Annotated in this window: 23 protein-coding genes; 5 read left to right on the plus strand and 18 right to left on the minus strand. The window is 38.6% G+C overall.

All coding sequences use genetic code 11. The features are described 5' to 3' along the window. Positions 1–127: 127 nt before the first annotated feature. Positions 128–727 (minus strand): DUF6642 family protein, encoded by a 600-nt coding sequence (locus DSM03_RS08660; RefSeq protein ID WP_128760835.1) that lies wholly within the window; start codon positions 725–727, stop codon positions 128–130. A gap of 1126 nt (positions 728–1853) precedes the next feature. Between DSM03_RS08660 and DSM03_RS08665 the strand changes: the two genes are divergently transcribed. Then, positions 1854–2417: a DUF4494 domain-containing protein gene (locus DSM03_RS08665; protein WP_128760834.1), complete on the plus strand. Its 564-nt coding sequence runs from the start codon at positions 1854–1856 to the stop codon at positions 2415–2417. Between the two features lie 409 nt (positions 2418–2826). Here DSM03_RS08665 and DSM03_RS08670 read toward each other — a convergent pair whose 3' ends face one another. The 11 genes from DSM03_RS08670 to DSM03_RS08715 all read right to left on the minus strand — a co-directional run bounded on the left by DSM03_RS08670 (position 2827) and on the right by DSM03_RS08715 (position 11347). Continuing rightward, positions 2827–3507 carry a type 1 glutamine amidotransferase domain-containing protein gene (locus DSM03_RS08670; RefSeq protein ID WP_128760833.1) on the minus strand — a complete coding sequence of 227 codons (681 nt, stop codon included), beginning with the start codon at positions 3505–3507 and terminating at the stop codon, positions 2827–2829. Between the two features lie 249 nt (positions 3508–3756). Continuing rightward, positions 3757–4230 (minus strand): ferritin-like domain-containing protein, encoded by a 474-nt coding sequence (locus DSM03_RS08675; protein WP_128760832.1) that lies wholly within the window; start codon positions 4228–4230, stop codon positions 3757–3759. Positions 4231–4256: 26 nt separating this feature from the next. After that, positions 4257–4388 carry a hypothetical protein gene (locus DSM03_RS19210; protein WP_262707732.1) on the minus strand — a complete coding sequence of 44 codons (132 nt, stop codon included), beginning with the start codon at positions 4386–4388 and terminating at the stop codon, positions 4257–4259. 116 nt (positions 4389–4504) lie between these two features. After that, the gene (locus DSM03_RS08680) at positions 4505–5308 is read right to left on the minus strand and encodes a hypothetical protein (protein ID WP_128760831.1); all 804 of its coding nucleotides are present in this window, start codon (positions 5306–5308) and stop codon (positions 4505–4507) included. Between the two features lie 20 nt (positions 5309–5328). Continuing rightward, positions 5329–6342, minus strand: coding sequence for a zinc-binding alcohol dehydrogenase family protein (locus DSM03_RS08685; RefSeq protein WP_128760830.1), 1014 nt, complete (start codon positions 6340–6342; stop codon positions 5329–5331). A 203-nt stretch (positions 6343–6545) separates the two neighbouring features. Continuing rightward, positions 6546–7061, minus strand: coding sequence for a hypothetical protein (locus DSM03_RS08690; protein WP_128760829.1), 516 nt, complete (start codon positions 7059–7061; stop codon positions 6546–6548). A 281-nt stretch (positions 7062–7342) separates the two neighbouring features. After that, complete coding sequence (locus tag DSM03_RS08695) at positions 7343–8251, minus strand: EamA family transporter (protein WP_128760828.1); 909 nt, start codon at positions 8249–8251, stop codon at positions 7343–7345. Positions 8252–8348: 97 nt separating this feature from the next. Next, on the minus strand, positions 8349–8864 hold the full coding sequence (locus tag DSM03_RS08700; RefSeq protein ID WP_128760827.1) for a peptide-methionine (S)-S-oxide reductase: 516 nt from the start codon (positions 8862–8864) through the stop codon (positions 8349–8351). Beyond that, on the minus strand, positions 8857–9114 hold the full coding sequence (locus DSM03_RS08705) for a peptide methionine sulfoxide reductase (protein ID WP_128760826.1): 258 nt from the start codon (positions 9112–9114) through the stop codon (positions 8857–8859). Before DSM03_RS08705 ends, DSM03_RS08700 begins: the two co-directional genes overlap by 8 nt. Beyond that, a complete protein-coding gene (locus DSM03_RS08710; RefSeq protein WP_128760825.1) occupies positions 9114–10676 on the minus strand; it encodes a protein adenylyltransferase SelO in 1563 nt (520 codons plus the stop codon). The genes DSM03_RS08705 and DSM03_RS08710 overlap by 1 nt, the downstream gene beginning before the upstream one ends. Before the next feature lie 131 nt (positions 10677–10807). Then, positions 10808–11347, minus strand: a complete 540-nt coding sequence (locus tag DSM03_RS08715) for an Hcp family type VI secretion system effector (protein WP_128760824.1) — start codon at positions 11345–11347, stop codon at positions 10808–10810. A 225-nt stretch (positions 11348–11572) separates the two neighbouring features. Between DSM03_RS08715 and DSM03_RS08720 the strand changes: the two genes are divergently transcribed. Then, positions 11573–11836 (plus strand): YtxH domain-containing protein, encoded by a 264-nt coding sequence (locus tag DSM03_RS08720; protein WP_201740424.1) that lies wholly within the window; start codon positions 11573–11575, stop codon positions 11834–11836. A gap of 90 nt (positions 11837–11926) precedes the next feature. Beyond that, a complete protein-coding gene (locus DSM03_RS08725) occupies positions 11927–12829 on the plus strand; it encodes a DUF6268 family outer membrane beta-barrel protein (RefSeq protein ID WP_128760823.1) in 903 nt (300 codons plus the stop codon). On the opposite strand, the gene lpxD is transcribed toward DSM03_RS08725, so the two are convergent. The 5 genes from lpxD to DSM03_RS08750 all read right to left on the minus strand — a co-directional run bounded on the left by lpxD (position 12826) and on the right by DSM03_RS08750 (position 16893). Next, positions 12826–13818 carry a UDP-3-O-(3-hydroxymyristoyl)glucosamine N-acyltransferase gene (lpxD, locus tag DSM03_RS08730; RefSeq protein ID WP_128760822.1) on the minus strand — a complete coding sequence of 331 codons (993 nt, stop codon included), beginning with the start codon at positions 13816–13818 and terminating at the stop codon, positions 12826–12828. The two genes, DSM03_RS08725 and lpxD, sit on opposite strands and share 4 nt — an antisense overlap. Before the next feature lie 332 nt (positions 13819–14150). Then, entirely contained in the window at positions 14151–14720 is a 570-nt protein-coding gene (locus tag DSM03_RS08735) for a Crp/Fnr family transcriptional regulator (RefSeq protein ID WP_128760821.1), read from the minus strand. A 93-nt stretch (positions 14721–14813) separates the two neighbouring features. Next, positions 14814–15029, minus strand: a complete 216-nt coding sequence (locus tag DSM03_RS08740) for a VF530 family protein (protein ID WP_128760820.1) — start codon at positions 15027–15029, stop codon at positions 14814–14816. A 1-nt stretch (position 15030) separates the two neighbouring features. Beyond that, the gene (locus tag DSM03_RS08745; protein ID WP_128760819.1) at positions 15031–16581 is read right to left on the minus strand and encodes an SDR family NAD(P)-dependent oxidoreductase; all 1551 of its coding nucleotides are present in this window, start codon (positions 16579–16581) and stop codon (positions 15031–15033) included. 117 nt (positions 16582–16698) lie between these two features. Then, positions 16699–16893, minus strand: coding sequence for a cold-shock protein (locus DSM03_RS08750; RefSeq protein WP_073098306.1), 195 nt, complete (start codon positions 16891–16893; stop codon positions 16699–16701). A 672-nt stretch (positions 16894–17565) separates the two neighbouring features. On the opposite strand from DSM03_RS08750, the gene treS reads away from it, so the two are divergent. Together treS and DSM03_RS08760 are read left to right on the plus strand one after the other, a co-directional pair. Further along, a complete protein-coding gene (treS, locus tag DSM03_RS08755) occupies positions 17566–20880 on the plus strand; it encodes a maltose alpha-D-glucosyltransferase (protein ID WP_128760818.1) in 3315 nt (1104 codons plus the stop codon). Positions 20881–21089: 209 nt separating this feature from the next. Beyond that, positions 21090–22952 (plus strand): mechanosensitive ion channel family protein, encoded by a 1863-nt coding sequence (locus tag DSM03_RS08760; RefSeq protein ID WP_128760817.1) that lies wholly within the window; start codon positions 21090–21092, stop codon positions 22950–22952. 157 nt (positions 22953–23109) lie between these two features. Here DSM03_RS08760 and DSM03_RS08765 read toward each other — a convergent pair whose 3' ends face one another. Further along, positions 23110–24159, minus strand: coding sequence for an NAD(P)-dependent alcohol dehydrogenase (locus DSM03_RS08765; protein WP_128760816.1), 1050 nt, complete (start codon positions 24157–24159; stop codon positions 23110–23112). Positions 24160–24185 lie beyond the last annotated feature (26 nt).

A 24185-nucleotide genomic window follows, 5' to 3' on the forward strand; every position in this document is an offset into this window, starting at 1 on the left:
GCGTCTGTGCATTCCTCTCGTTCCACTCGTCGGATGCAGGCCTCCTCTACCCCGCGCTGCAGACTTCACATGTTTTACTACGGATCTAAAAAGTATGCCGTTACTGACGTTTGAATAAGCATTCGCCTTAATAATACATTCTAAAATCTAAGACTTTACATGCGGTATAGTGCTTTTGATGCAGCTCTTCTACCACCTGAAACAGATCGTCATCTTCATTAAACAGGTGAAAGAAAACTTTATCGAGATTGGAGCTGCTTAACCCGTCAATGGCATTTCCATAACCGGAAAGGGCTCTTGCATTGGTAATATCCAGAAAATACTGAGCTTCTTCCCCGTCAAGATCCAGCACTTTAGCATTTGAAAAGTGAACGATTTTACCTCTTAACTTCCCTTCAAACAGTTCGGCTATTTCCTGAAGACTGTAGTAATAGTCATTTAAACAAATGCTATTGGCTTCTCCGGTCATTACCAAGTAGATGATTTCGTATTCTTTAAAGTAATGGTCGTCTAGGATCAGGATATTTAAGCTTGTTTCCAAGCCCTCAATGGTGTCACAGGTTTGATAAATGCTTGCCACACCAAACTGAAGCGCCAGTTCTTCCAGACTTTTTTGAACTTCGGTAATTTGATTGGCAGCTACATCGGGAACTCCTTCTAAACAATAAATGAATTTATCAGGATCTACATCGTGTTCCCGGGGTAATTGGCTTCGTTTTTCCAGCACTTCTAAAACTTTTTTTTCACCTCCAAAGTGTATACTACCCCGTCGCGATAGTTATCGGGATGCCTTGGATTCCGGTTTTGTTTTTTATTTACCTCTTTGGGTCTTACCTGAGGTAGTTTACGTTTATGCGCGCAAAGTTAGAATTTAATGCAATTCTTTTTTCAGATTCTGAAAATCTTAGATTTTTAGAATTGTAGTTTTTATAGGTAGTTATTAAATATTTTCTAAGTATTCAAAATTTGAAATGCTTTTGATATTGCTGTTCTTTTGTCTTGATACAACAGAACCAAAAGATCAAGGCTTACAGAAGCTTCTCTAATTTTTTTGTTCACTCCGCTGCATGCGCTTAACTCGGCCGCTGGCCTCAAACAGGACCGCCTGCTACGCTACGTTCACTGCAAATTTAACGAGAACCTTTTGATATGCCGGTACTGGCGTTTTAATAGGCGTTCTTCAAATAGATAAATTCGGGTTTATATATATTCGAGGTTACTACGAGTTTTAATCTTTGGTCTTCTTTTTCTTCAGTATAGCAAGAAGTACCCATTAAAAATTTTCGAAGTATTCAAAATTTTTTGAAGTGCTTTTGATATTTCTGTTCTTTTGCCTTGATGCCAAAGAACCAAAAGATCAAGGCTTACAGAAGCTTCTCTAATTTTTTTGTTCACTCCGCTGCATGCGCTTAACTCGGCCGCTGGCCTCAGACAGAACCGCCTGCTATGCTACGTTCACTGCAAATTTAACAAGAACCTTCTGATAGGCCGGTGCTGACGTTTTAATAAGCATTATTTTTAATAGATAACTTCCAACTCAAATGAGTGAAACAGATTACAAATTCATTTGGTGCACAATGTATTTTAAGTTCCTGTGAGTTTTAATTTTAGACGAATAAACCGGCGATAGGAGGTTTATGAGTTCCCGAAAAAATTAAAATACCACGAGTACAGGAAATGTACAGAAGATGTTCTGATTTAAAAATAATCAAACTTGAAATTGATTTTACCCTAAATATCTCAGGATAAAATGTATACAAGATGTATTGAATATTTGTGAATATCTATCTGCAACAAAAGCGTGTTTGGGCTTTGTGAAATCCTATTTTTGGCGTCCTAAAATTTGAAAACCTATGAGCGTAACCTGGTACGAATGCAAAGTAAAATATGCCAAATTTGATGAAGCTTCCGGACTTAGAAAACTAAAAACCGAGCCGTTTCTGGTAGATGCGGTTTCGTATACGGAAGCAGAAAAACGTATTACTGAGGAGATGCGCCCTTTTCTCAATGAAGGCGAAGGGATGTTGATCACGAATATCAAAGTGGCCAATTTTGCCGAAGTGCATCCTTTTGAAAACGCAGACCGCTGGTTTAAGGCTAAAGTTTCGCTGATTGCCTTTGATGAGCAAAGCGGCAAAGAGCGTAAAACCAATGAATACCTTTTGGTACAGGCCAACGATGTTAAAGAAGCCTTTGAAAATACCGTTCACGCGATGAAAGACACAATGGGTGAATACAGTATTCCCGCCGTTGCCGAGTCCCCTATCGTTGATGTATTTCCCTATTTTACCGGAGAAGAAGAACATTCGGAACGAGCAGAAGAATTTATTCGTTTAAAAGATTCTGTACCGGCATCTTATGAAGAAAATGAAGCTTTTGCTTTAGAAGATTCTTTAGTCGCTGAAGAGGAAGAATAGAAATTATAGATTCGTGTATTAAAAAAGCTGTTTCTCGATTCGGAGAAGTATGTCTTTGAGCGATTTGATGGGGGTGCAACGTAAAAGGTCCCGGATCAGGTTATGTTGTAAATGCTGTCCTTTTGCCTTTATGCCAAAGAACCAAAAGATCAAGGCTTACAGAAGCTTCTCTAAATTTTTTGTTCACTCCGCTGCATGCGCTTAACTCGGCCGATGGCCTCAAACAGAACCGCCTGCTAGGCTACCGTTCACTGCAAATTTAACGAGAACCTTCTGATAGTCCGGTGCTGGCGTTTTATTAAAAATAGTGCTGACTTTAGAATCGATTCTGTTATTAAAAAAAGCCTTAGTGATGAATTCCACTAAGGCTTTTTTAATTCTAGCTATTTTGTTTTTAAGAACGCTGAAATTAGTTCAGTTTTTTGACCAAGAGTTCGGCAACAGCTTCTGAAGATGCAGGATTCTGACCGGTTATCAGCAATCCATCTTCCAATGCGTAAGACGCCCAGGCTTCTTTTTTAGAATAGATTCCGCCTTTCTTTTTAAGCATATCTTCTACTAAGAAGGGTACAACCTCTGTAAGCTGAACCGCATCCTCTTCCTCATTGGTAAAGCCGGTAACTTTTTTTCCGTTTACTAAAGAAGTTCCATCTGCATTTTTAGTGTTCTTAAATACTGCTGGTGCGTGACATACTGCAGCAACCGGTTTTCCATTTTTATAAAAATCTTCTATTAAAGCAATGGAATAAGTGTCTTCTGCAAGATCCCATAAAGGTCCGTGCCCCCCAGGATAGAATACGGCATCGTAATCTTGTTGATTGATGGTCTCTAATTTTAGGGTTTTTGCTAAAGTTTCTTGCGTTTCTTTATCATTTTTGAACCGCTCTGTAGCAGGGGTCTGCGCGTCAGGAGCATCACTCTTAGGGTCTATAGGCGGCTGACCACCCTGAGGAGAAGCCAATGTAATATCAAAGCCTTTATCTTTTAGAAAATAGTAAGGAGCTGCAAATTCTTCGATCCAAAAACCTGTTTTTTCTCCGGTTGTTCCTAAGTCTTCGTGACTGGTTAATACGATCAATATCTTTCTCATAGTATTATATTTTTTAGATTTTATAGGGTCAAAATTAGAAGTTCAGTACGTATTAAAAATTGATGTATGCTAAGAGGTTGTGTTAAAACCCTTCTAATTAGAAACAGGCTTGAACTGATATTCGCTCAATTCAAAATAACCTCAGTATACAACGTCCGGGTATCAAAACCTTTAGCGGTATCAACAACAATGCTAAAACTAAAAATGCCACCTAATCGGTAGCATTATCAGACTAACAGTTACAAAGTATTACGCTAAATCCTCAAGCGTCTTGATGTTGCTTAAGCTTTGCTCTACTTCTCGTTTTTGGCTGGTTATGATGTTAGTTATTTCTGGTCGGTATGGCTTTTTTTGCAATACTTCCTCGTATTCTTCAATACTGGCTTTTTCTCCCCGTATGCACTCTTCTAGAATGGCTTCGTCTTTATCTGTATTGAAAGCTTGTTTGATATTCATCCAAGTTCTGTGTAGATCTCCAGTAGTACTTCCCTTTTCCCTGGGTTTTTCATCCAAACGAATTAATGCATCACTCAATTCTGTCGCAAAGCGGTCTCGTAATGCTGCACGCTCTTTGAGGTACTTTTTTAAATGCACATGTTCTGCCTTTTTTAAAGCTTCTTTATAACCAGCTGTCGCATCATAGGTTTTCTCTAAAAGCTCTTGTAAACTGGCTACAGTTTCATCGTGCGATTGCTGTTTGGCTTGTTCTCTCGTTGTTTCCATAGTTCTTTTTTTAATTTTGATAGGGTTTAAAAAATGCGGCGTTTAACTTTCTTCAAATTCGGGACAAACTCTTCTTTAAACGAACGTTTATTTTTAATCCAGTCATAGGTATAATAAGCCATTTGGGCAACAGTTATAATCCGCAGTAATTTTCTCATGATTTTTTGTTTCCTCTAAGCTATAATTATCTCTCGTAATATTGTTTTTATTAATATCTTTTAACTTCAAATAGTTAAATTAACTTAATATACAGTGCAAGAGGGCGTTCTGACTATTATGGATCATCACAAGAAAAATGGAAATAGGGTTTTGAGCGTATTCTGAATTCAGGTTTGGGATAGTTCTCTGCTTTCAATTGAACATATGAATCTGAATTATGGGATTCTGTCTTCGGATATATGGGATTTTCCGGGTCTAATCGTGTTGGAAACTGAATGGTATTTAAATACTTCTTAAAGTAATATAAGTCTTCCTCTGAAAGTGAGGACCAGGGATGTTTCTTGCCCAATGTATTCATGGTAAGTGAAAATTCTTTTACCTCAGTATAATCTGGTTTGAGGTTGATGATCAAAAACTCATTGAAATTTTGATCGTTTGTAAACTCATACATCGGAGTTTCCGGAAGGTACGCTGAGTTTTGCAATAAGTATATTTTTTTCACCTCCTGATCTAAATCAAGGATATACGGAGGCATAAAACAATTGGCCTCCTTATTGAATACCGGGGTCATCTCCCCTGCCAGCGTATTCCAGGCAACAAGAGTTTGGTTGGGTTCATTTATTTTAAAACGTATTTGAGTTCCTTTTAAACCTGCTACATAACGCCCATAACAACTATAATGTGGCACTGCAGTCGTTTTAAAATTGATCTGGTCTCCCTGCTGCTGCCACATCCCCTTGAGCATACCTCCAAAAAAAGCGATGACGAATTGCTGGTCTGGAAATAATATATAATTCGTTCCCCCTTCCGGACTGTTTCCGCGTTGGTGATAGATACCTGCGGAATTCTCTGCCGGTTTTTCTTGTGCATTCACACCGACCGAAAGCAAAAAGACTATTAGTAAAATGGTATTTTTCAAGGCTTGGATTATAGAATCGATTAAAACACGATCACATTTTTCCCGATGCTGGTTCCGCTCTCCTGAAGTTCGTGGGCCTTCTTGAGATTTTCGACGTTAAAACCTTTAAAAGTGGTCGTCAGCGTGTGTTGCAAAGTACCCTCATCCAAGAGTTCGGCGGCCTGATTTAGAATATCATGCTGACGCTGCATATCGGGTGTCTGGTGCATAGAACGGGTGTACATCAACTCCCAAGAAAACGTAACACTTTTGTTTTTAAGCACATTCAGGTTAAGCGGTTCACTACTTCCTGTGATCGAAACGATATGTCCTTGTGGTTTAATGAGTTCTGAAAGTTGTTGCCAGTATTGCTTTAAGTCTACAAAATCCATTATAAAGTCGATTTGCTCGTGACCGATTCCTTTCAGTTCCTCCTTTAAGTAGTGGTGATTTACCACGTGATCTGCTCCCATCTTTTTACACCAGGCCTGGGTTTCTTCTCTGGAAGCCGTGGCGATCACTGTAAGATCAGTTAACTTTTTGGCCAGTTGGATCGCGATGGAGCCTACCCCACCGGCACCATTAAGAATCAGCAGGCTTTTGCCTTTATCAGTCTGTGGATTGTATTTAATGCGGTCAAATATACTTTCCCAGGCGGTTAGCGTGGTTAAGGGCATGGCAGCAGCCTCGGTAAGGCTCAGTTTTTTAGGTTTGTGACCAACGATACGCTCATCAACCAATTGATATTCGGCATTGCTTCCGGGTCTGGTTAGATCGCCGGCATAAAATACCGCGTCCCCGGCTTTGAAGAGACTTACCTCCTCGCCTACTTCTTCGACGATTCCCACGGCATCCCAACCAATGATCTTTGGAGTATCCAGTTCTTCATCTTTGGCAGCATTCTGTCTTATTTTATAATCAACCGGATTAACCGATATCGCCTGGATCTGAACCAAAAGATCCCGTCCTTCGGGTTTGGGTTTTTCGGTCTCAAAGGCGATAAAACTGTTGGATTCGGTTATGGGAAGTGATTTTTTAAATCCTATTGCTTTCATAGTTTCTTTTTTGCTAAAGTTAACGGCTTCATCCCAATTTACCTGAGTCTTTCCACCCGTATATCTGTCAAAATTTCCTTAAAAAACATTCTTTTACGACCTCATGATTTGAGGAAATTCCTAATCATTGATTAGCTTTCGCTATGAGCAAAAAAGAAGCAGTACACTTTAGGTGCACTGCTTTTTTAATAAAAATCAATGTATTATACAAACAGTAAAAGGATAGTAAGGACGATTCCTGCTGCAGCAAAATATATTCCTTTTCTAAAAATACTGGTTTTGGGTAAAAACATATAAAACGCCGAAATCACAAAGAACAACAAGCTAACCCCAAAGAAAATATTGAAAAAAAACAGGGGATCCCCTGTTTTTGCTTTGTGAAAATGAGTCATTTTTGAAAGGATAATCGGGAGTTCGGCCTTGGTATAAACAACTTCACCCGTTACGGTGTTGTAATTACCACCCTTAAAATAATACATACCGTTTTCTTCGCGATCAACCTTTAAGCGGCGGTTGCCTATAGCATTACCCATTTCCGTTTTTTTAAGATCAGGATCCAGGTTTTTGATTATTTCGGTTTTGATCTTTAGAAAATCAGAGTCTCTAAAAATCAGGACAATCCCACTTACCGAATAGACTGCCATGATACCGGCCAGGAAAAAGCCCAGATACCTGTGGTATTCCCGCATTTTAAGGGAAAGTTCGCGTTTTGAAATCATAGATTACGGTTTAAAAATGCTGTTATTCTGACGTCTTTATGCCAAAGGTTTAATGCTTAAACTTTTAAGTGCAATTTTAAGAATAGCTGTTTGAAAAAGAGCTGAGGATTTGATGTTTTTTGATACTAAAAACTGAGAAATCGAGATTTAAAATTCAACACCAATTTTCAAACTGAAACAGTTGGTGTGTGAGTTAAGCTTGTATTTAGAACTCTATGTTATTCTGTATTTATTTTAGTTTCAGAGGAGCTGGTACTCGTGTAGTACTTGATTTTGGGAAACTACTTTGCTTCAGCCTTATTTTTGCTTCTTCCGGTGTTGATGAAGTACACTCCGGTGATGAGGATGGCTGCTGCAACAGCCGATTGCGTAGTGATTTTTTCATTTAAAAAATACCAGCCCAGAAACAGCGCGATAACCGGGTTTACATAGGCCGAAGTCGTTACTTTTTCGGTAGCCACATTTTTCAGCAAATAATTAAATGCCGAAAATGCTGCAATACTACCAAAGAATACCAGACAGAGCATCGCGATTTGCGTCCGCAATTGCCAAGATAAGGGGTTGCTCCACTCCTCGCCTATAACCAGACTTGCAAGTAGTAAAACAAGCCCTGCAGCAGTCATCTGGTAGGCAGTACTTACAAAGTGATTTTTGGGCGTATCAACCTGAGCAACCATCAGACTGCCACAACTCCAGCTAAAAATTGCCAGTACTGCCAGGCCAACACCCACCCAAAAATCAGGTGCTACCGCCAGCTCCCGCTGACTGACGAGCAAAATCATACCGCAAAGCCCTAAAACCACCCCAAAAACCGTCATTTTCTTCAATTTTCGCTTTTGTACCAGCATCATAATTAGAATCGTAAACAAGGGATACATGGAAGCGATGAGCGAACCAAAGCCGCTGTCAATGTATTTTAATGCGCAGACAAAGACTCCGTTACCGACAGAAAGAAACAGAATCCCCGCCAAAATCGAATTGCCCAATTGTTTCCAACTGATGCGCAGGGAATGCCCCAAAGAGCGTGCAATACCAAAAATAATTACTCCAGCAGTACAGAAACGCATTCCGGCAAGCATAAGAGGCGGAAGTTCACTAACCGCCATTTTATTCCATAAATAGGTAGAACCCCAACATACATATATTGCTAAAAAGGATAAAATTATAAGGCTGGATTTCTTTTGAAGCATTCGGCTTGAGGGTGTATCATACTTGGGGCAAAAAACCCGACAAATGTAAGCATAAGGCAGGGTCTAGATTTTAAAAAGATCACATAAATACACCAGATCAATAATCACCTGATAATCGGTCTGAATTTACCTGAGTGCGGTATTTATCAAGCAGCAGCTGTATTTTAGGTTCGATATACCGCTCACAAAACGGTTTTTCGGGATTGCTGAAGTAATAGTCCTGTAAACTTTCCCGAGAGGCTTTAAATTCTGAAAAAGGTAAAACCTGAGTTACGAGTTGGTAATCAAAATCAAGTTGCAGCTTTAGAAGAATCCCGGTTGCCTCTTTATGTTTTTTGGCCGAAAAAGTATAAACAGCCGATCGGTATTTGGTTCTGAAACTGTGCGCCGAAGTACTCCTATGTGTATACAGGTGAATTTCGATAAGCATTGCGAGCGTAATCAATTCTGGATTGAAATGAACGATAACGCCTTCAGAAAAAGAGCTGTTCGCACGGGTTGATGCTATATAGCCCTGCTCTACCCGTTCTACTCCTTTTAAAGATTGAAACACGGCTTCGGTACACCAATGACAGCCGCCACCTAAAGCTATTTTTTGCAAGCGTTTATCCATTGATCGGTTTAAAATTTTTAAGAAAATCAATCACTTTTTCCCGGGGCATTTCACAGGGTTTGAGTACGTCTTTGCTTTCGGTTCTGTAGAAATTAAGGCTGATAAAATCAGTTCCGCCCAATTCTTCCGCATAGATTTTTAAGCTTTTGCCGTTATTAAAATCGGTACGCGTGATGCCGTATTTTCGGTCGTTAAACATTCCTTCCGAATAACCTGAGGGAATGCGGGTGATGCAGCGTCTGAGGTTCATTACGAACTGCAGGAAAGCATAGAACAACCCACTTTATCCCGTGCCCATTCCGGTCGTTTGGCAAACCATTTTTCGTATTCCGGCTGGTCTTCGTATGGTTTTTTAAGCATTTGGTATAAGGTGTCGATCAGTGCATAGTCCCCTTCATCAGCAGCATCAATAGCCAACTGTGCCATATAATTGCGCAATACATATTTAGGGTTAACCCGGTTCATCGCTGCCTGGCGCTCATCATCAGAACAGGATTCCTGTTGTAAACGTTTTGCATATTCAGAAAACCAAACGGTCCATTGACTTTTAACTTCTTCAGTTAGTTCATTGGGAGCGTAAAAGGCATCTTCAATGAGCTCAAAACCAGCAACCGAATCATTCTTTTTAAAATCACCCAGTTTGCGGAAGAAAATCGTCATATCGGTTTCGGTGAGTTGCAAGCACTCCTCTAGATCAGCAATGAGTTTTAAATCGTCTTCCCCCGGATTTGTAATTCCCAGTTTATCAGCCATCATCTTCAGAGACTTGATAGCATACTCTTTTTTATAGCCATCCAGAATTTCCTCAAAAACTTCAGCCTCCTCAACCAGCGGATATAGAGCATTGGCCAACTGGTATAAATTCCACAATCCAATATTGGGCTGATTGCCGTAGCGGTAGCGTTTGTGCTGTCGGTCTGTAGTATTGGGCGTCCAGCCCCACTCAAAACCTTCTAACCAGCCGTAAGGTCCGTAATCAATGGTAAGTCCCAGAATGCTCATATTATCGGTATTCATTACGCCATGCACAAAGCCCACGCGCTGCCAGTGTATGATCATCGTAAGCGTACGTTGTGTTACTTCTTCAAAAAACTTTAAATACGTCTCCTTTGAGGGCGTACCCAGATGACTAAAATGTGTTTCAATGGTATAATTCACCAGTTGCTGCAAACTTGCTATATCGTTACGGGACGTAAAAATCTGATAATTCCCAAAACGCAAAAAGGATTCGGCAACACGCGAAACAACGGCCCCTTTTTCATAGGCCGGATTACCATCATACATCACATCGCGCAAAACGGAATCGCCGGTCAGCGCCAGAGAAAGTGCCCTGGTGGTGGGAATTCCCAGATGATGCATTGCTTCACTCATTAAATACTCTCTAATGGACGAACGTAATACCGCAAGACCGTCTGCCGATCGCGAATACGGAGTCTCCCCTGCCCCTTTAAGCTGTACCGCCCAGTCCTGGGTTTTTCCTTCGGCCTCAAACAAGTTGATAGCACGCCCGTCACCCAGTTGTCCCGCCCAGTTGCCGAACTGATGCCCACCATACACCATCGCATAGGGATTGGTTTCGGGTAACACACTGTTTCCGGTCATCAGGTTTAAAAAATTATCTGACTGGGTTTCTGCCTGATCAAGATCTAACTCTGTTACCATTTCATCAGAAACATGCAGGAGTTTTGGTTTATTTGTTTGCTTAGGTGTGACATAAGAATAAAACCCCTGAGTAACCTGCCGTCGGGAATTTTCAGGGTTGGGATCTGCGGGAAGATTTTTAGAAAAGCGGTTATTGATCTTAAAAGGCATACGAGGCGTTTTATACAAAGCTACAGGTTTTAAATCTTTGTCGGGACCTGTTGGCTTTCCTGTCTGTAGAAACGAAAAAATCCTGCCACAACAGTAGTTGTATCTTTACAATTTTAAGATCGTAACAAATGTTAGCTTCCCATTTTGGAACTATGTTCAAACTCATTGGAATCGCCGGGAGAACCATCAGAATTCGTTCGGGTGTATTCCGAATGAAGCTTTTCAAAGTAAATCAACCAGTCTTCTCTGGGCTTGTTGTCTTCTGTAGTGCCTTCAACGTTATACGAAGAGATCACAGCATTCGTCAAGGTATAGGTTAAATAGGAATCTGCATTCTGACCTGAGGCCGAATTGATTAAACTGAGTTTTACTTCATCAAAACGAATGCTCTTGGTCAATGCATCCAGCATTGGGTTTGTGGCAATATCTACTTTCTTCTTCAGGGTAATCCCAGAAACTCTAGGAGTACTGCGTTGCCTGCCTGATCCCATTTTAGATTTGGGACTTTGGATTGAAAAGGAAAAAGCATCAATCTCGATCTGATCCTCAAAATTCGCACGTTGAGATTCTCCTTCAATATCAGGAATTTCCAAATACATTAGGGTTTGTGCATTTACAACAGCTAATCCCAAAAAAAACAGAAACAAAAGTGTGATAAAAGTGCGTTTCATAATAATGACTTTTTGTTTGTACTAAGTTATTGGGAAGCTGTACGTATTACGACAGGGATTAAACCCTATTTTGACAGGAATAAAACCTTTTCTTAGGATTGATTCTAACACAATTTTATAATTAGAAGATCGGTTCTACTAAACTTTTATTAAAGTATTCTGCCAAATTATTTTATAGCATGTACTTTAAGTAACTTACTCTGTATAAACTAAAAAAGAAAAATTATGACAACTAGAAATCAAAATGCAGGAATCGCAGCAGCCCTACTAGGATTAGCAGGAGGACTTTTTGCTTGGTGGAAATATAACAATGCTACTCCAGAAGAAAAAGAGCGTCTTAAAAACAAAGTAAATGACCTAGGTACTAAACTTAAGGACAGCTATACTGAAGTAGAAGATACGGTTTCTGATAATTTAGCAACATTGAAAAATAAACTTGCTAAAGAAAAAGAAACAGTTTCTGACGAAATAGAAAAAGTAGCGAGTTAAACTAACCGCAAGGTCTATAGGAAAAGAGCGACCGTAAAGTCGCTCTTTTTTGTTTAACTATACTGAGCGGTTTTTTGCTATATTCGTCAAATGAGAATTGTATATCAGATTGTATTTGCTGTATTGAGCGGCTCCTTACTACACGCACAAAACTATATAGACCTCGCCAATCTGTCGTACAGTATAACTCCTCAGAATCAGTTTGAAGACTATGAAGCACAAACTCAAGTTGAGGAGGTAGAATTTCAATTTACCTTTCCAAAGGTTTTAGATGATAAAAATACATTTATAGCAACTGTAATGCTAGAATCGAACGCATTACGATTAGACCCTACTATAACTCAGCGTACAACTTTGGCATCTTTGGGACTGGCTTTGGGGTTCAATCATAAATACTCAGATCAGTTGGCAATAACCTACCTCGTAATACCAAAAATAGCATCAGACCTTAGTTTTATTTCCAGTGAGGGGTTGCAATTGGGTGGTCTGGCTTTAGCGACGCTGAAAAAAAACGAAAATTTCAATTATAAAATTGGTTTATATGCCAATACCGAAGCGTTTGGTCTCTTTCTTGTACCTTATGTAGGTTTTTATTATTTGAGTCCATCAAAACGATTTGAAGCATACATTACCACCATTAATGGCGATATCAATTATATGCTCACCGATAAACTAAACATAGGTGGTGATGTAAACGGTCTGACTTCAAGTTATGCTTTATCTGAGCCTTATTTCGGCACTTCGCCAGAGTATTTTGCCAAAAACACCACAGAGTTTTTTGCCTATTTGAGATATCCTATTTCCAAAGGCTTATATCTAAAAGCGAAGGCCGGTTATTCTATAACCAGAACCTATAAAGTATTTGAACAAGATGATAAAGTTGCTTTGGGATTAAGTCTTTTTTATCTGGGAGATGACCGCAACCAATTGAATACGCCTTTACAAAAAGGAGCTTTATTTAAATTAGAATTACTGTATCGCTTTCAACTTTAGCCTTTACCCAATTTACGAACAGCTGCCCACTCTTTGAGTTTTGCACGAGAATCTGTTGCAGGGTATCCCAGTACGGTCTTTCCGGCAGCCACATCGCCCATAACTCCAGATCCAGCCGCGACTATTGCCCCAGAGTGGATGGTTGTATGATCTTTAATTGATGCACTTCCACCAATAATAACGCCATCTCCTAAGGTAACTGAACCAGCAAGACCACTATGTCCTGCCATAATACAACAACGGCCTAAAATGCAGTTATGCGCTATTTGAACCAAATTGTCTATTTTACAGCCATCACCTATAATAGTAGCATCGAATTTTGCACGGTCTACACATGAGTTTGCTCCTATTTCTACACCATTACCAATGATCACATTACCGATGTGTACGATTTTAACCAGGCCGCTACCATCTTCAGCAGGTCTGTAACCAAAACCATCTGCACCAATACTTACATTATTGTGAAAAATACAATATGCACCAATTTGAGAACGTTCCCTAATTACTGTACCCGGCCAGATCATGGTTTTCGTACCTATAGAACAATCATCTAAAATGGTAACGTTAGGATATATAATTACCCCGTCAGCTAAGCTAACGTTAGCGCCTATATAGCTACCCACACCTATTTTACAGTTTTCGCCAATACTAGCTGTGGGGTGTATATAGGCCTGTGGACTAATAGCTGTCTCAAAAACGGGAGATTCGGGTTCATAAAGACTCAATAATTTTGCCATAGCAAGGTCTGCATTGGGCACTACCAGTAATGGTATTTCTCCGGAAACTAAATGTTTGAGATTTTCATTGATAACCACTGCACCTGCCTTAGAATCTGCATACAGCTTCGTGTATTTAGAAGAACCTATAAAACTTACCTGATTTGCCGAAGCACTTTCTAAGTGATTTAAACCGGTGAAGTTCTCAACGCTTTCACCAATTAGAGTTGCAGAAATATGTTTTGAAAGGTCTTCTAAAGAATAGGATATCATAAAATTAAATAAGTTAATTCTGAGTTCAAGTATGCTACTTGTAAGAGGAATTAACCTATTAGAAGTTTTGTAAGTTACTTATAAATTTTTAGAATAATTTAGAAAAATAAAAGCAGCCTTGACCAGACTGCTTTTCACAATAAACAATTAGGTTTTAGGGAACGCCTAATCATAAACTAATTAATACTATCCGTTGGGTGAGGGAGCAATTAATTATTGTTATTTTTAATTATACAAATTTGATAATTTTTCCCTTTAAAAAAATTGATAAATATCAAATAATCAAATTAATACGTTATTTGTTAGCTAATTATTAATTTTAGACACTGAAGCTAATCAAGCTTAGCCCGAATTCTACTTAGGGTTTCTTGTGTTATTCCTAAAAAGGAAGCAATATAGGATAAGGGTACTTTTTGAACGATTTCAGGCTGTCTCTCCAATAAATTCACATAGCGTTTTTTGGCACTTTGAAACACTATACTGTCCATACGTTGCTGAGAAAAGACTAGTGATCTGGCAAACATCCTAATGGCGAGTTGCCCTATTTTTAAATTGGTTTTACTCAAACCAAGTAAACCGTCTTTGTGCAAATAAATAATCTCAGAATCTTCAATGGTCTCAATGAGCAATTTACTTGGGACATTGTTAAAATAACTCTCTATTGAAAAACAAAATTCATATTTACCAGCGAACCATTCGGTAATTTCTTTATTCTCTTTATAGTAGTACTGTCTTGCAAAGCCTTCATTCAAAAAATAAATGTGGTCGCAAACTTCACCTGAATTTAAAATATAGTTTCCCTTTGGTATTTTTTTTACCGATATGTATTTGATGAGCTCTTCCTTCTCGGTCTGGCTAACCAAACTAAACTCGTTTAACTTATTGAAGTAATTATCAAGCATATAATACTGTAAAAGATACTTTTAAGATACTAAGAATTATCTTAATTATATACGATAAGGTTGCTGTACAGGTTTTAGTTGATTGAAAATAGTTTAAAATTTAGTTCGTAAATAAAGTGTCTCTACTTTTTGTCGTGCCCAATCAGTCTTACGTAAAAATTTTAAACTCGAATTTACGGAAGGATTAGATTTAAAACAGTTTATTTTTATTTTTTCCGCCAGAGTTTCCCAGCCATAATGATCAACTAATCGTTGAAGAATCAGAGCTAATGTAAGTCCGTGTAACGGGTTGTTAGGTTGTTTTTCCATATTACCAATCTATTGGGAAATAGTCTTTTAAAAATTTACCACTCCAATGTTTACCGGTATTTATTCCGTCTAAAAGAGGATCTATCACGCGTGCAGCTCCATCTACAATATCCAGTGGTGGCTGAAAATCGTGTTGTTCTACTTTGCGTTTTGCCAATTCAGCAGGGTCTTCATCTGTAACCCAACCGGTGTCTACTGCATTGATGAAAATACCTTCTTTAGCAAGACTTCCTGCAGCGGTATGGGTTAGCATATTGAGGGCAGCTTTTGCCATATTTGTATGTGGATGGCGATCTTCTTTAAAAAACCTATGGAATTTTCCTTCCATCGCAGAAACATTGATGATGTGTTTTTTACCGGTGTGATCTTTCTTCATAATTTCTGAAAGTCGGTTACACAATACAAAAGGCGCAACTGAATTTACCAGCTGAACTTCTATCATTTCTGTAGTTTCGATCTCCCCTAGTTTTAGACGCCAGCTATTTGTTTTACGCAAGTCTACTTGTTGTAGATCGGCATCCAGTTTACCTTCAGGAAACACTTCTGATGCTTGTAATGAATTGTCAAAACTATACGGAATTTGAGAAAGCTTTGCTGAAGCTCTAATTCCTATACCCGGCTCTGGCCCGTGCCAGGTGACCGGCATATTTTTAGTGCCACTAGCTGTTGTACTTAATGCTTTTAATTCATCAAGACAGTTCAAGTGATCAACTAATAATTTTGTAGCCACTTTAGGCAACTCAGTTACCGGCATTTCTTCTTTAGCCATTAAATGCTGATAAAAACCAGCAGGCCTTCTTACGGTTTGCGCAGCATTATTAATGAGAATATCTAAGCGCTCGTAATGTTGTTCTATATAATTACAAAAAATCTCAACACTCGGAATATGTCGTAGATCAAGTCCGTGAATTTTTAAGCGATCAGCCCAAATATGATAATCCTCTTCTTTTGCAAAACGCAATGCAGAATCGACGGGAAAACGGGTTGTCGCGACTACGGTTGCTCCTGCGCGTAAGAGCATCAAGGTGATGTGATAACCAATTTTTAAACGTGATCCGGTGATAATAGCTACTTGTCCGGTTAAATCAGCATTCTGAAAACGCTTTGCATAATTATAATCCCCACATTCGGTACACATGGTATCATAAAAGTGGTGCAGTTTAGTGAATTCAGTTTTGCAAACGTAGCAATTGCGAGGTGTTTGTAATTCTGGAGTATCTATATTTTGAAGATCTGCAGCTGCGAGTAATTTTGGGGCTGTAAAAATAGCTGCCTCACGCGCACTGCGAATTCCGGTTACTTTACGTGCAGCACGATCTTTTGCGGCTTGCTTACGCTTCTGTGCTTTTTTGGCATCTTTTTTACGCCGGGAAAACTCCTCACGACTCGGTCGAGAAAGTTTACCGGAAGCTTTTAAAACTGCAACGCGATCTTCTTTAGTAAGCTCAAAAATAAGGTTTGTGTTGGTATTTAATTGTTCCAATACACGAATACACGTCTGTAGATCTTCAGGAGATATATCAGAAGGTAAAGCTTCTTCTAGCTGATTCATTTGTAAAAATTAAATGGGGCTAAATTAATGTAAAAAGTTTTAGGTGATTCCTTAAAAATAAGACATAAAAAAAGCCTTCAATATGAAGGCTTTTACGCTTAAAAAGGTAAGCTATGATTAGTCAATCACACGAACGTTAATCGCGTTGATTCCTTTTTTTCCTCTTTCAGTTTCAAACTCCACACGGTCGTTCTCACGAATCTCATCGATTAATCCACTTGCGTGAACAAAAATATCTTCGTTTGAATCTTCTGGATTGATAAATCCAAATCCTTTAGTGGTGTTAAAAAACTTTACTGTTCCTTCTTTCATTACTTGTACTCTATTATTAATTAATTTATTTACAAAACGTTGTATTGCATTCATGTTTTCAATTTTAGGACTCGATTGCCGAGACTTTAAATTATTTGAATCATCTTATGATTCAACAATTACAGGGTATTTAAAAGGTTCTTATGGAATTAGAACTAATGAAGAAGTAGTATTTGAAACGTATAAGTGAATTGGAACATTCACCATTTATTTAAACTGAAACTTGCCTCGAGAGAGCTATTGTCTTATTAAATGTACTGCACTATTGCTATTAAAAGATTTACGAGCAGTGGTTGTTAGGCATTGTCTAAATAATTTAACGAGGCAAATGTAGACTAAATAAACGACACATTCACTAAAATATGATTTATCTTTCAATAATTTTAATTTTTTGATTTTCAGTGGGTTTGGTAAACTAGTTTTATCGCAACGACTATTTAAGGACTAATCGGCATTCTTGAGTAGTACAGCTCAATTCTTTACATTAATGGCTTTCCAGCTTCAGCGTAGCGAAAGTGTAGCATTATCAACAGTAGTTTTTATTTACAAGCCGATTCCTTAAGCTTTAATCATTATTTAACGAGGGATTTCATGATACTTCTTTAACTTTAACAATTCCGACTCTAGCGGAAGCCTATTCTTTTAACCAAAACCAACGTATAAAAACTATCTATGGCAATCACTTCCTTTGTTGACGATCAAAAAAACTGGTATAAAGACGCAATTATTTATGAGTTACACATCAAAGCTTTTTTTGATAGCAACAGTGACGGTATAGGAGATTTTGAAGGATTGCTTCAAAAACTGGACTATTTAGAAGATCTTGGTGTCACTGCTATCTGGTTGCTTCCTTTTTACCCTTCTCCATTGCGCGATGATGGTTATGATATTGCTGATTATTACAGCATCAATCCCTCTTATGGAGAAATTGAAGATTTTAAACGCTTAGTCGAAGAGGCTCACAAGCGCGGTTTAAAAGTGATTACAGAGTTGGTGATCAATCACACCTCAGATCAGCATGAGTGGTTTCAGCGGGCACGTAAAGCTCCTGAAGGTTCTAAATACCGAGACTATTATGTCTGGACCGATAACATTGACAAGTATAAAGATGCCCGTATCATTTTTACAGATACCGAACCTTCGAACTGGACGTGGGATGCCGAAGCAAATGCTTATTACTGGCACCGCTTTTTCTCCCATCAACCTGATTTAAATTTTGACAATCCTGATGTTCAAAAAGAGGTTTTTGATATTATGGATTATTGGTGTGAACTGGGCGTTGATGGTTTTAGGTTGGATGCCGTGCCTTATCTCTTTGAACGAGACGGCACTAATTGTGAGAATTTACCCGAAACTCATGTTTTTCTTAAAAAATTGAGAGCCCATATTGATGCCAATCATGATAATAAACTCTTATTGGCTGAAGCTAATATGTGGCCTGAAGATTCTGCAGCATATTTTGGTGAAGGTGACGAGTGTCATATGAATTACCACTTTCCTATTATGCCGCGTATGTTTATGGCGGTTAAGATGGAAGACCGCTACCCGATTATAGATATAATAGACCAAACTCCTACTATACCAGAGTCCTGTCAATGGGCTATTTTCTTGAGAAATCATGACGAACTTACCTTAGAAATGGTAACCGATGAGGAGCGTGATTATATGTATAAAGTTTATTCTCAGGATCCCAAAGCAAAAATCAATGTGGGGATCAGACGCCGACTGGCTCCTTTACTTGACAATAACCGGAATAAGATTGAATTGATGAATGTTTTGTTATTCTCACTTCCGGGAACACCCGTTCTTTATTACGGAGATGAAATAGGTATGGGGGATAATTTTTATCTGGGGGACCGCGATGGCGTACGAACCCCTATGCAATGGACAGCAGATAGAAATGCAGGTTTCTCCATGGCCAATCCGCAAAAATTATATTTACCTACGATTATAGATCCACAGTATCGCTCTGAGTCAGTTAATGTAGAAGCACAGCAAATGAACCCTTCTTCTTTGTTGTGGTGGATGAAGCGTGTGATGCATATGCGTAAAAGCTTTAAAGCTTTTGGTCGCGGAGATATCAATTTTTTATCGCCTTCTAACGCAAAAATATTGGCATTTACCCGTACTTATGAGGATGAAACGATTCTGGTTTTAGCGAATTTATCACGCTTTTCACAGGCGGTAGAACTCGAACTGGAAGACTATATAGATTATATTCCTGTAGAAGTTTTTAGTCACAATAAGTTCCCTAAAATTACAAACAGGCCCTATTTGTTCACGCTTGCCCCACACGGTTATTACTGGTTCTCTTTAACACACCGTGAAAGCGAAACTCAAGACGGTCCGTTGTCAAAACTCAACACGAGTGATTGGGATACCTTATTTGATGCAAAAAACAGTAAAGTCCTTGAGCGAAAGATTCTACCAGCCTATTTTAAAAGTAAATACTGGTTTGGGGATTCAAGCAGAATCATTCAATCTATGACTATCACCAATATGCTTGACCTTTCAGATGATACAGTTCTTGTAAAGAATCTTATCGTTGAAGTTAATTTTAATGAAGGGTTGCCTGAAATCTATCAATTGCCCCTCACCTATCTTTCCCATACTCAGGAAAGTCTGGTAGAGGCGGTTCCGCAGAAAGGGATTTTAGCTGAAATAACATTGGATAGTGGTTCTGGCTTACTGGTAGATTCTGTTTATGTTGAGCCTTTTAGAGCGCAACTTTTTTACGGCTTACAGGATGGAAAAACTCTGAAATTCGGCAAAGAAAAACTGGCTTTTATAAAAGGAAATCTGACACCAGATTCTGAAATTAAGGATGTTAGTTCTCGAATTATTGAATCTAAACAAAGTAATACTTCGATCATTTATGATCACCGCTATTTTTTAAAATTATACCGTCGTTTAGACAACACCATTAATCCTGATGCAGAACTGGCGCAGTATTTAACCGAAACTGTAAAATATGCTAATACGCCTGATTTTATGGGTAAGCTGGTATACCATACTCAAAAACGCAATGAAGCGGTGCTGGGAATGATGCAGGATTTAGTAACAAATGTGGGTACCGGCTGGGTCAATGCAAAAGATGCCGCACATCGCTATATGGAACGTGTACAGACCCAAGCTCAGGAGCATCATCCAAGCTATGATCTTACCAAACGTTCACAACCTTTGCTTTTTGAAAATCTTGAAGAACAAGAGCAAGATCTTATAGACAGCTTATTTCCAGAACGGGTAAGTTTATTGGGGCAACGCAGTGCAGAAATGCATCAAGCGCTTGCCAGTCATAAAGAACTCAGTGGTTTTGAACACGAAGCTTTCTCATTGCATTATCAACGCTCATTATATTCCTCACTGCAAAGTGTAACCCGTGAAGCTTTTGAAAATCTAAGAAAGTCTATACCCAGTCTTCCGCTTACAATTCAAGGAGAAGCAGAAGCTATTTTAAGCCGAAAAAGCGAAGTATTGGCGTGTTTTAAACGTGTTTTTAAACATAAAATAAATACCGTAAAAATACGTACACACGGTAACTTTCAACTGGGGCAACTGCTATGGACGGGGAAAGATTTTGTTATTATCAATTTTGAAGGTGAACCGTCTCGCCCATTTAGTGAGCGCCGTATTTTGCGTTCAGGATTGCGTGATGTCGCCTCGATGATTCGCTCTTTTCACTACGCTGCTTACAGTCCATTAATGCAACAAAATTATGCAGAAGAATACCGCGAGTCACATCTAGAAGATTGGGCAGAAGCCTGGTATTATTACATTTCCCGATTTTATTTAAATGGGTATAATAAGACTGTTGTAAACTCAGACTTGATACCGGATACTGGTCGAGATTACACAGTTCTTCTGGAAACCTTTTTATTGGAAAAAGCTGTTGTTGAACTCAATCATGAACTCAACCACAGACCCATTTTTGCATTGATTGCACTCCGCGGAATTAAAGCAATTCTAGACGGAAGTAAAAAAGAATAACCCGTTATGAGTGCAGGTGTAGAAGTGTTTTATGCTAGAAGCACAGTAGCAGACAGCGTTGAATCCGCTCCGGAAAATCTACCGGTTTACCGTGTTGTAAGTGTTCATATAAAAAACTATAATTTTTTTAGTTTTTCCAATTTCAATAGAAAAACAGGACTGGTAAACTAGAATTAATTATTTTTCGGGCTTAATTAAAGATGTTTTTAATGGTATCGGTTAAGCAATTAGGTATTCTCTTATTCTTTCTCAACTTTGGTTTTGTCCTTGCACAGAACGATTCTACGGCGGTTGTTGTAGATAGTGTTGCAACACAAACTACAGGAGATGATTTTATAAAAAAACTTGCCGATCTAGAAAAACAACGCTTTGCAGATTCTATACGCAGAGCTGATTTGGAACAACGCATCAATGCTTTAGGTTCATCCAATAAAGACCGGAGTGAGCTTGAAGCACAACTTCAACAATTTAAAGCTAAAGATTCCTTACATCGGGAAACTAAAAAACAACAAATAGCTTCTTTAAAGGCAACTACAAAGGGGTATCCGGTCATCGGTTTTCATGAGGATACCTTATTTCTGATCTATAATCGTATTGCAAGCTTTTCAGCACAAGACCGTGCTGATGCTATTTCTCAACGTATCAAAAAACTTCCTGAAGCATTAAGTTTTGATACCGATTCTTTAAAAATTTCTGAAAATGAAGCTACGGTAGATGTTATCTATGAATCACAAACAATAATTAGTATCACCGATGTGGATGCTCTCTGGTTTGAAACCACTCAGCTCGAATTAGCTACCACTTATAAAAATATTATAGGTGCTGAAGTAGTTCGGTATAAAAAAGAAAACAGCTTTTTAAATCTACTAAAAAGCTTTGGTCTTGCCCTAGTTGTTTTAATCATAATTGGTCTGATCATTAAATATGTTTTACGCCTTTTTAGGTGGACAGCCCTCAAGATTCAGCGGCAAAAGCACAAGCGTTTAAAAGCACTCACTATCAAGAACTATACGCTGCTTGACACAGAGCGACAAGTACACGTACTGCTACTCTTAAACCGCATTTTAAAATGGGTTACCGTTTTATTTGCGATCTATGTTGCGCTGCCTATTATATTTGGTTTCTTTCCGCAGACAGAATCTTTTGCAAATGCGTTATTTGGATACATTATCAACCCTATAAAAAGTATTTTCTTAGCCTTCTGGAATTACTTGCCAAACATTTTTGCGATATTGGTTATCATTATCGTTTTCAGGCTAATTTTAAAAGGTTTGCATTTTTTGAAAGTAGAAGTTGCAGAAGAGCGTCTAAGTTTTAATGGCTTTTATCCAGATTGGGCAAATCCTACCTATCAATTAGTCCGTGTGCTGGTTATCGCTTTTGCATTTGTTGTGATATTCCCGTATCTGCCGGGAAGCGAATCTCCTGTATTTCAAGGTATTTCAGTGTTTTTAGGTTTCTTGTTTACTTTTGGTTCCGCGGGATCTTTATCTAATGTTATTGCCGGTCTGGTACTCACCTATATGCGTCTGTTTAAGATTGGTGATCGGGTTAAAATTGGTGAGATCGTAGGTGATGTGATAGAAAAATCATCTTTAGTCACTCGTGTTCGTACCCCAAAAAATGAGATCATTTCTATCCCAAATTCTACGGTAATGAGCAGTCACACTATAAACTACAGCAGTGATGCACCAGAAAAGGGTCTCATTATACATACCACAGTTACCATAGGTTATGACGTCCCCTGGAAAGATATGCATCAGGTACTTATTGATGCCGCTTTGCGTACAGATCTGGTTTTAAAAGATCCACAGCCATTTGTTTTACAGACGAGTTTAGAAGATTTTTATGTGGCTTACCAAATTAATGCATACGTGCGTGAGGCCAATAAACAGGCTTCTATTTACTCGCAACTGCATCAAAATATTCAGGATGTATGTAATGAAAATGGTATCGAGATCCTTTCTCCGCATTACCGAGCAGCACGTGATGGTAATCAAACTACCATCCCTTCTGATTATTTACCCAAAGATTATGAAGCCCCCAGTTTTACTGTAAAATCAAAGAAATAATAAACTACCCCAGGGCAGTCTCTAAAAAGAAATTTCTTGTTTTTAAGACAAGCTTCAAAGATATCAGACCTCTTGGCAGTACCAATAAAAGTATAGATACTAAAAAAATCCGCCTGAGTAATCAGGCGGATTTTTTTAGTATCTAATGTGCTCTTTATTAGTTTCGTAAGGATTCCATGTCAATTACAAAACGGTATTTTACATCTCCATTTACAACGCGTTCATAAGCTTCGTTTATAGTATGCATATCAATCATTTCGATATCACTTACAATGTTGTGTTCTCCGCAGAAATCAAGCATTTCCTGAGTTTCTTTGATACCGCCAATTAAAGAACCGGCAACGTTTTTACGTCCAATAATTAAGCTTCCACCGTGAACAGCTTCGAGCGGTTCAACCGCACCTACCATACACATGGTCGCATCGATCTTCAATAAACTCAAATACGGATTGATGTCGTGACCTACCGGTACAGTATTTAGTAGAAAATCAAAAGAATTTGCATGCTTTTTCATCGCATCAGAATCTTTAGAAATCAATACTTCGTCTGCTCCCAATCGTTTAGCATCTTCCGCTTTACCCGGACTTGTTGTAATCATTACAACGTGAGCACCCATTGCGTGCGCAAATTTGATTCCCATATGTCCTAATCCGCCAAGACCTATAACACCTACTTTATCGCCTTTACTTACTTTCCAATGATTTAAAGGTGAAAATGTTGTAATACCTGCACATAATAGCGGAGCTACGGCATTCTCATCTAAATTATCAGGTACGCGTAATACGTAGTAATTATCTACTACAATTTCTTCAGAATAACCACCAAACGTATGTCCTCCTAAATGTTTGTCTCTACCGTTATAAGTCCCTACCATTCCTTGCTCACAAAACTGCTCCAGATCCAGTTTACAAGGCTCGCATTCGCGGCACGAATCTACCATACAACCTACGCCAACGGTGTCACCGACTTTAATATTCTCTACTTCGTTACCAATTTCTAATACTTTACCAATTATTTCGTGACCCGGTACAACGGGATATTTAGATCCGCCCCAATCGTCACGCACGGTATGAATATCACTGTGGCAAACTCCACAATAGGTAATCTTGATTTTCACATCTCTGGGTTGAATAACTCTGCGTTCAATTTTTATTTCTTTAAGGTCTGCTTTAGAATCAGCAGCTCCATATGCTTTTACTTCGCTCATAGGTATAATTTTATTAGTATCACCAA

This window comes from Leeuwenhoekiella aestuarii (assembly GCF_004104055.1).
Taxonomy (GTDB): domain Bacteria; phylum Bacteroidota; class Bacteroidia; order Flavobacteriales; family Flavobacteriaceae; genus Leeuwenhoekiella; species Leeuwenhoekiella aestuarii.

Bases quoted from the DNA above. Each gene is read 5' to 3' on its own strand.
- DSM03_RS08725 (WP_128760823.1), top strand. From the start codon at position 11,927: ATGAGAATTGTATATCAGATTGTATTTGCTGTATTGAGCGGCTCCTTA.
- DSM03_RS08750 (WP_073098306.1), bottom strand. From the start codon at position 16,893: ATGAAAGAAGGAACAGTAAAGTTTTTTAACACCACTAAAGGATTTGGA.
- lpxD (WP_128760822.1), bottom strand. From the start codon at position 13,818: ATGATATCCTATTCTTTAGAAGACCTTTCAAAACATATTTCTGCAACT.
- DSM03_RS08765 (WP_128760816.1), bottom strand. From the start codon at position 24,159: ATGAGCGAAGTAAAAGCATATGGAGCTGCTGATTCTAAAGCAGACCTT.
- treS (WP_128760818.1), top strand. From the start codon at position 17,566: ATGGCAATCACTTCCTTTGTTGACGATCAAAAAAACTGGTATAAAGAC.
- DSM03_RS08715 (WP_128760824.1), bottom strand. From the start codon at position 11,347: ATGAAACGCACTTTTATCACACTTTTGTTTCTGTTTTTTTTGGGATTA.
- DSM03_RS08675 (WP_128760832.1), bottom strand. From the start codon at position 4,230: ATGGAAACAACGAGAGAACAAGCCAAACAGCAATCGCACGATGAAACT.
- DSM03_RS08670 (WP_128760833.1), bottom strand. From the start codon at position 3,507: ATGAGAAAGATATTGATCGTATTAACCAGTCACGAAGACTTAGGAACA.
- DSM03_RS08695 (WP_128760828.1), bottom strand. From the start codon at position 8,251: ATGCTTCAAAAGAAATCCAGCCTTATAATTTTATCCTTTTTAGCAATA.
- DSM03_RS08720 (WP_201740424.1), top strand. From the start codon at position 11,573: ATGACAACTAGAAATCAAAATGCAGGAATCGCAGCAGCCCTACTAGGA.
- DSM03_RS08700 (WP_128760827.1), bottom strand. From the start codon at position 8,864: ATGGATAAACGCTTGCAAAAAATAGCTTTAGGTGGCGGCTGTCATTGG.
- DSM03_RS08710 (WP_128760825.1), bottom strand. From the start codon at position 10,676: ATGCCTTTTAAGATCAATAACCGCTTTTCTAAAAATCTTCCCGCAGAT.
- DSM03_RS08690 (WP_128760829.1), bottom strand. From the start codon at position 7,061: ATGATTTCAAAACGCGAACTTTCCCTTAAAATGCGGGAATACCACAGG.
- DSM03_RS08685 (WP_128760830.1), bottom strand. From the start codon at position 6,342: ATGAAAGCAATAGGATTTAAAAAATCACTTCCCATAACCGAATCCAAC.
- DSM03_RS08760 (WP_128760817.1), top strand. From the start codon at position 21,090: ATGGTATCGGTTAAGCAATTAGGTATTCTCTTATTCTTTCTCAACTTT.
- DSM03_RS08735 (WP_128760821.1), bottom strand. From the start codon at position 14,720: ATGCTTGATAATTACTTCAATAAGTTAAACGAGTTTAGTTTGGTTAGC.
- DSM03_RS08665 (WP_128760834.1), top strand. From the start codon at position 1,854: ATGAGCGTAACCTGGTACGAATGCAAAGTAAAATATGCCAAATTTGAT.
- DSM03_RS08745 (WP_128760819.1), bottom strand. From the start codon at position 16,581: ATGAATCAGCTAGAAGAAGCTTTACCTTCTGATATATCTCCTGAAGAT.
- DSM03_RS08705 (WP_128760826.1), bottom strand. From the start codon at position 9,114: ATGAACCTCAGACGCTGCATCACCCGCATTCCCTCAGGTTATTCGGAA.
- DSM03_RS08740 (WP_128760820.1), bottom strand. From the start codon at position 15,029: ATGGAAAAACAACCTAACAACCCGTTACACGGACTTACATTAGCTCTG.
- DSM03_RS19210 (WP_262707732.1), bottom strand. From the start codon at position 4,388: ATGAGAAAATTACTGCGGATTATAACTGTTGCCCAAATGGCTTATTAT.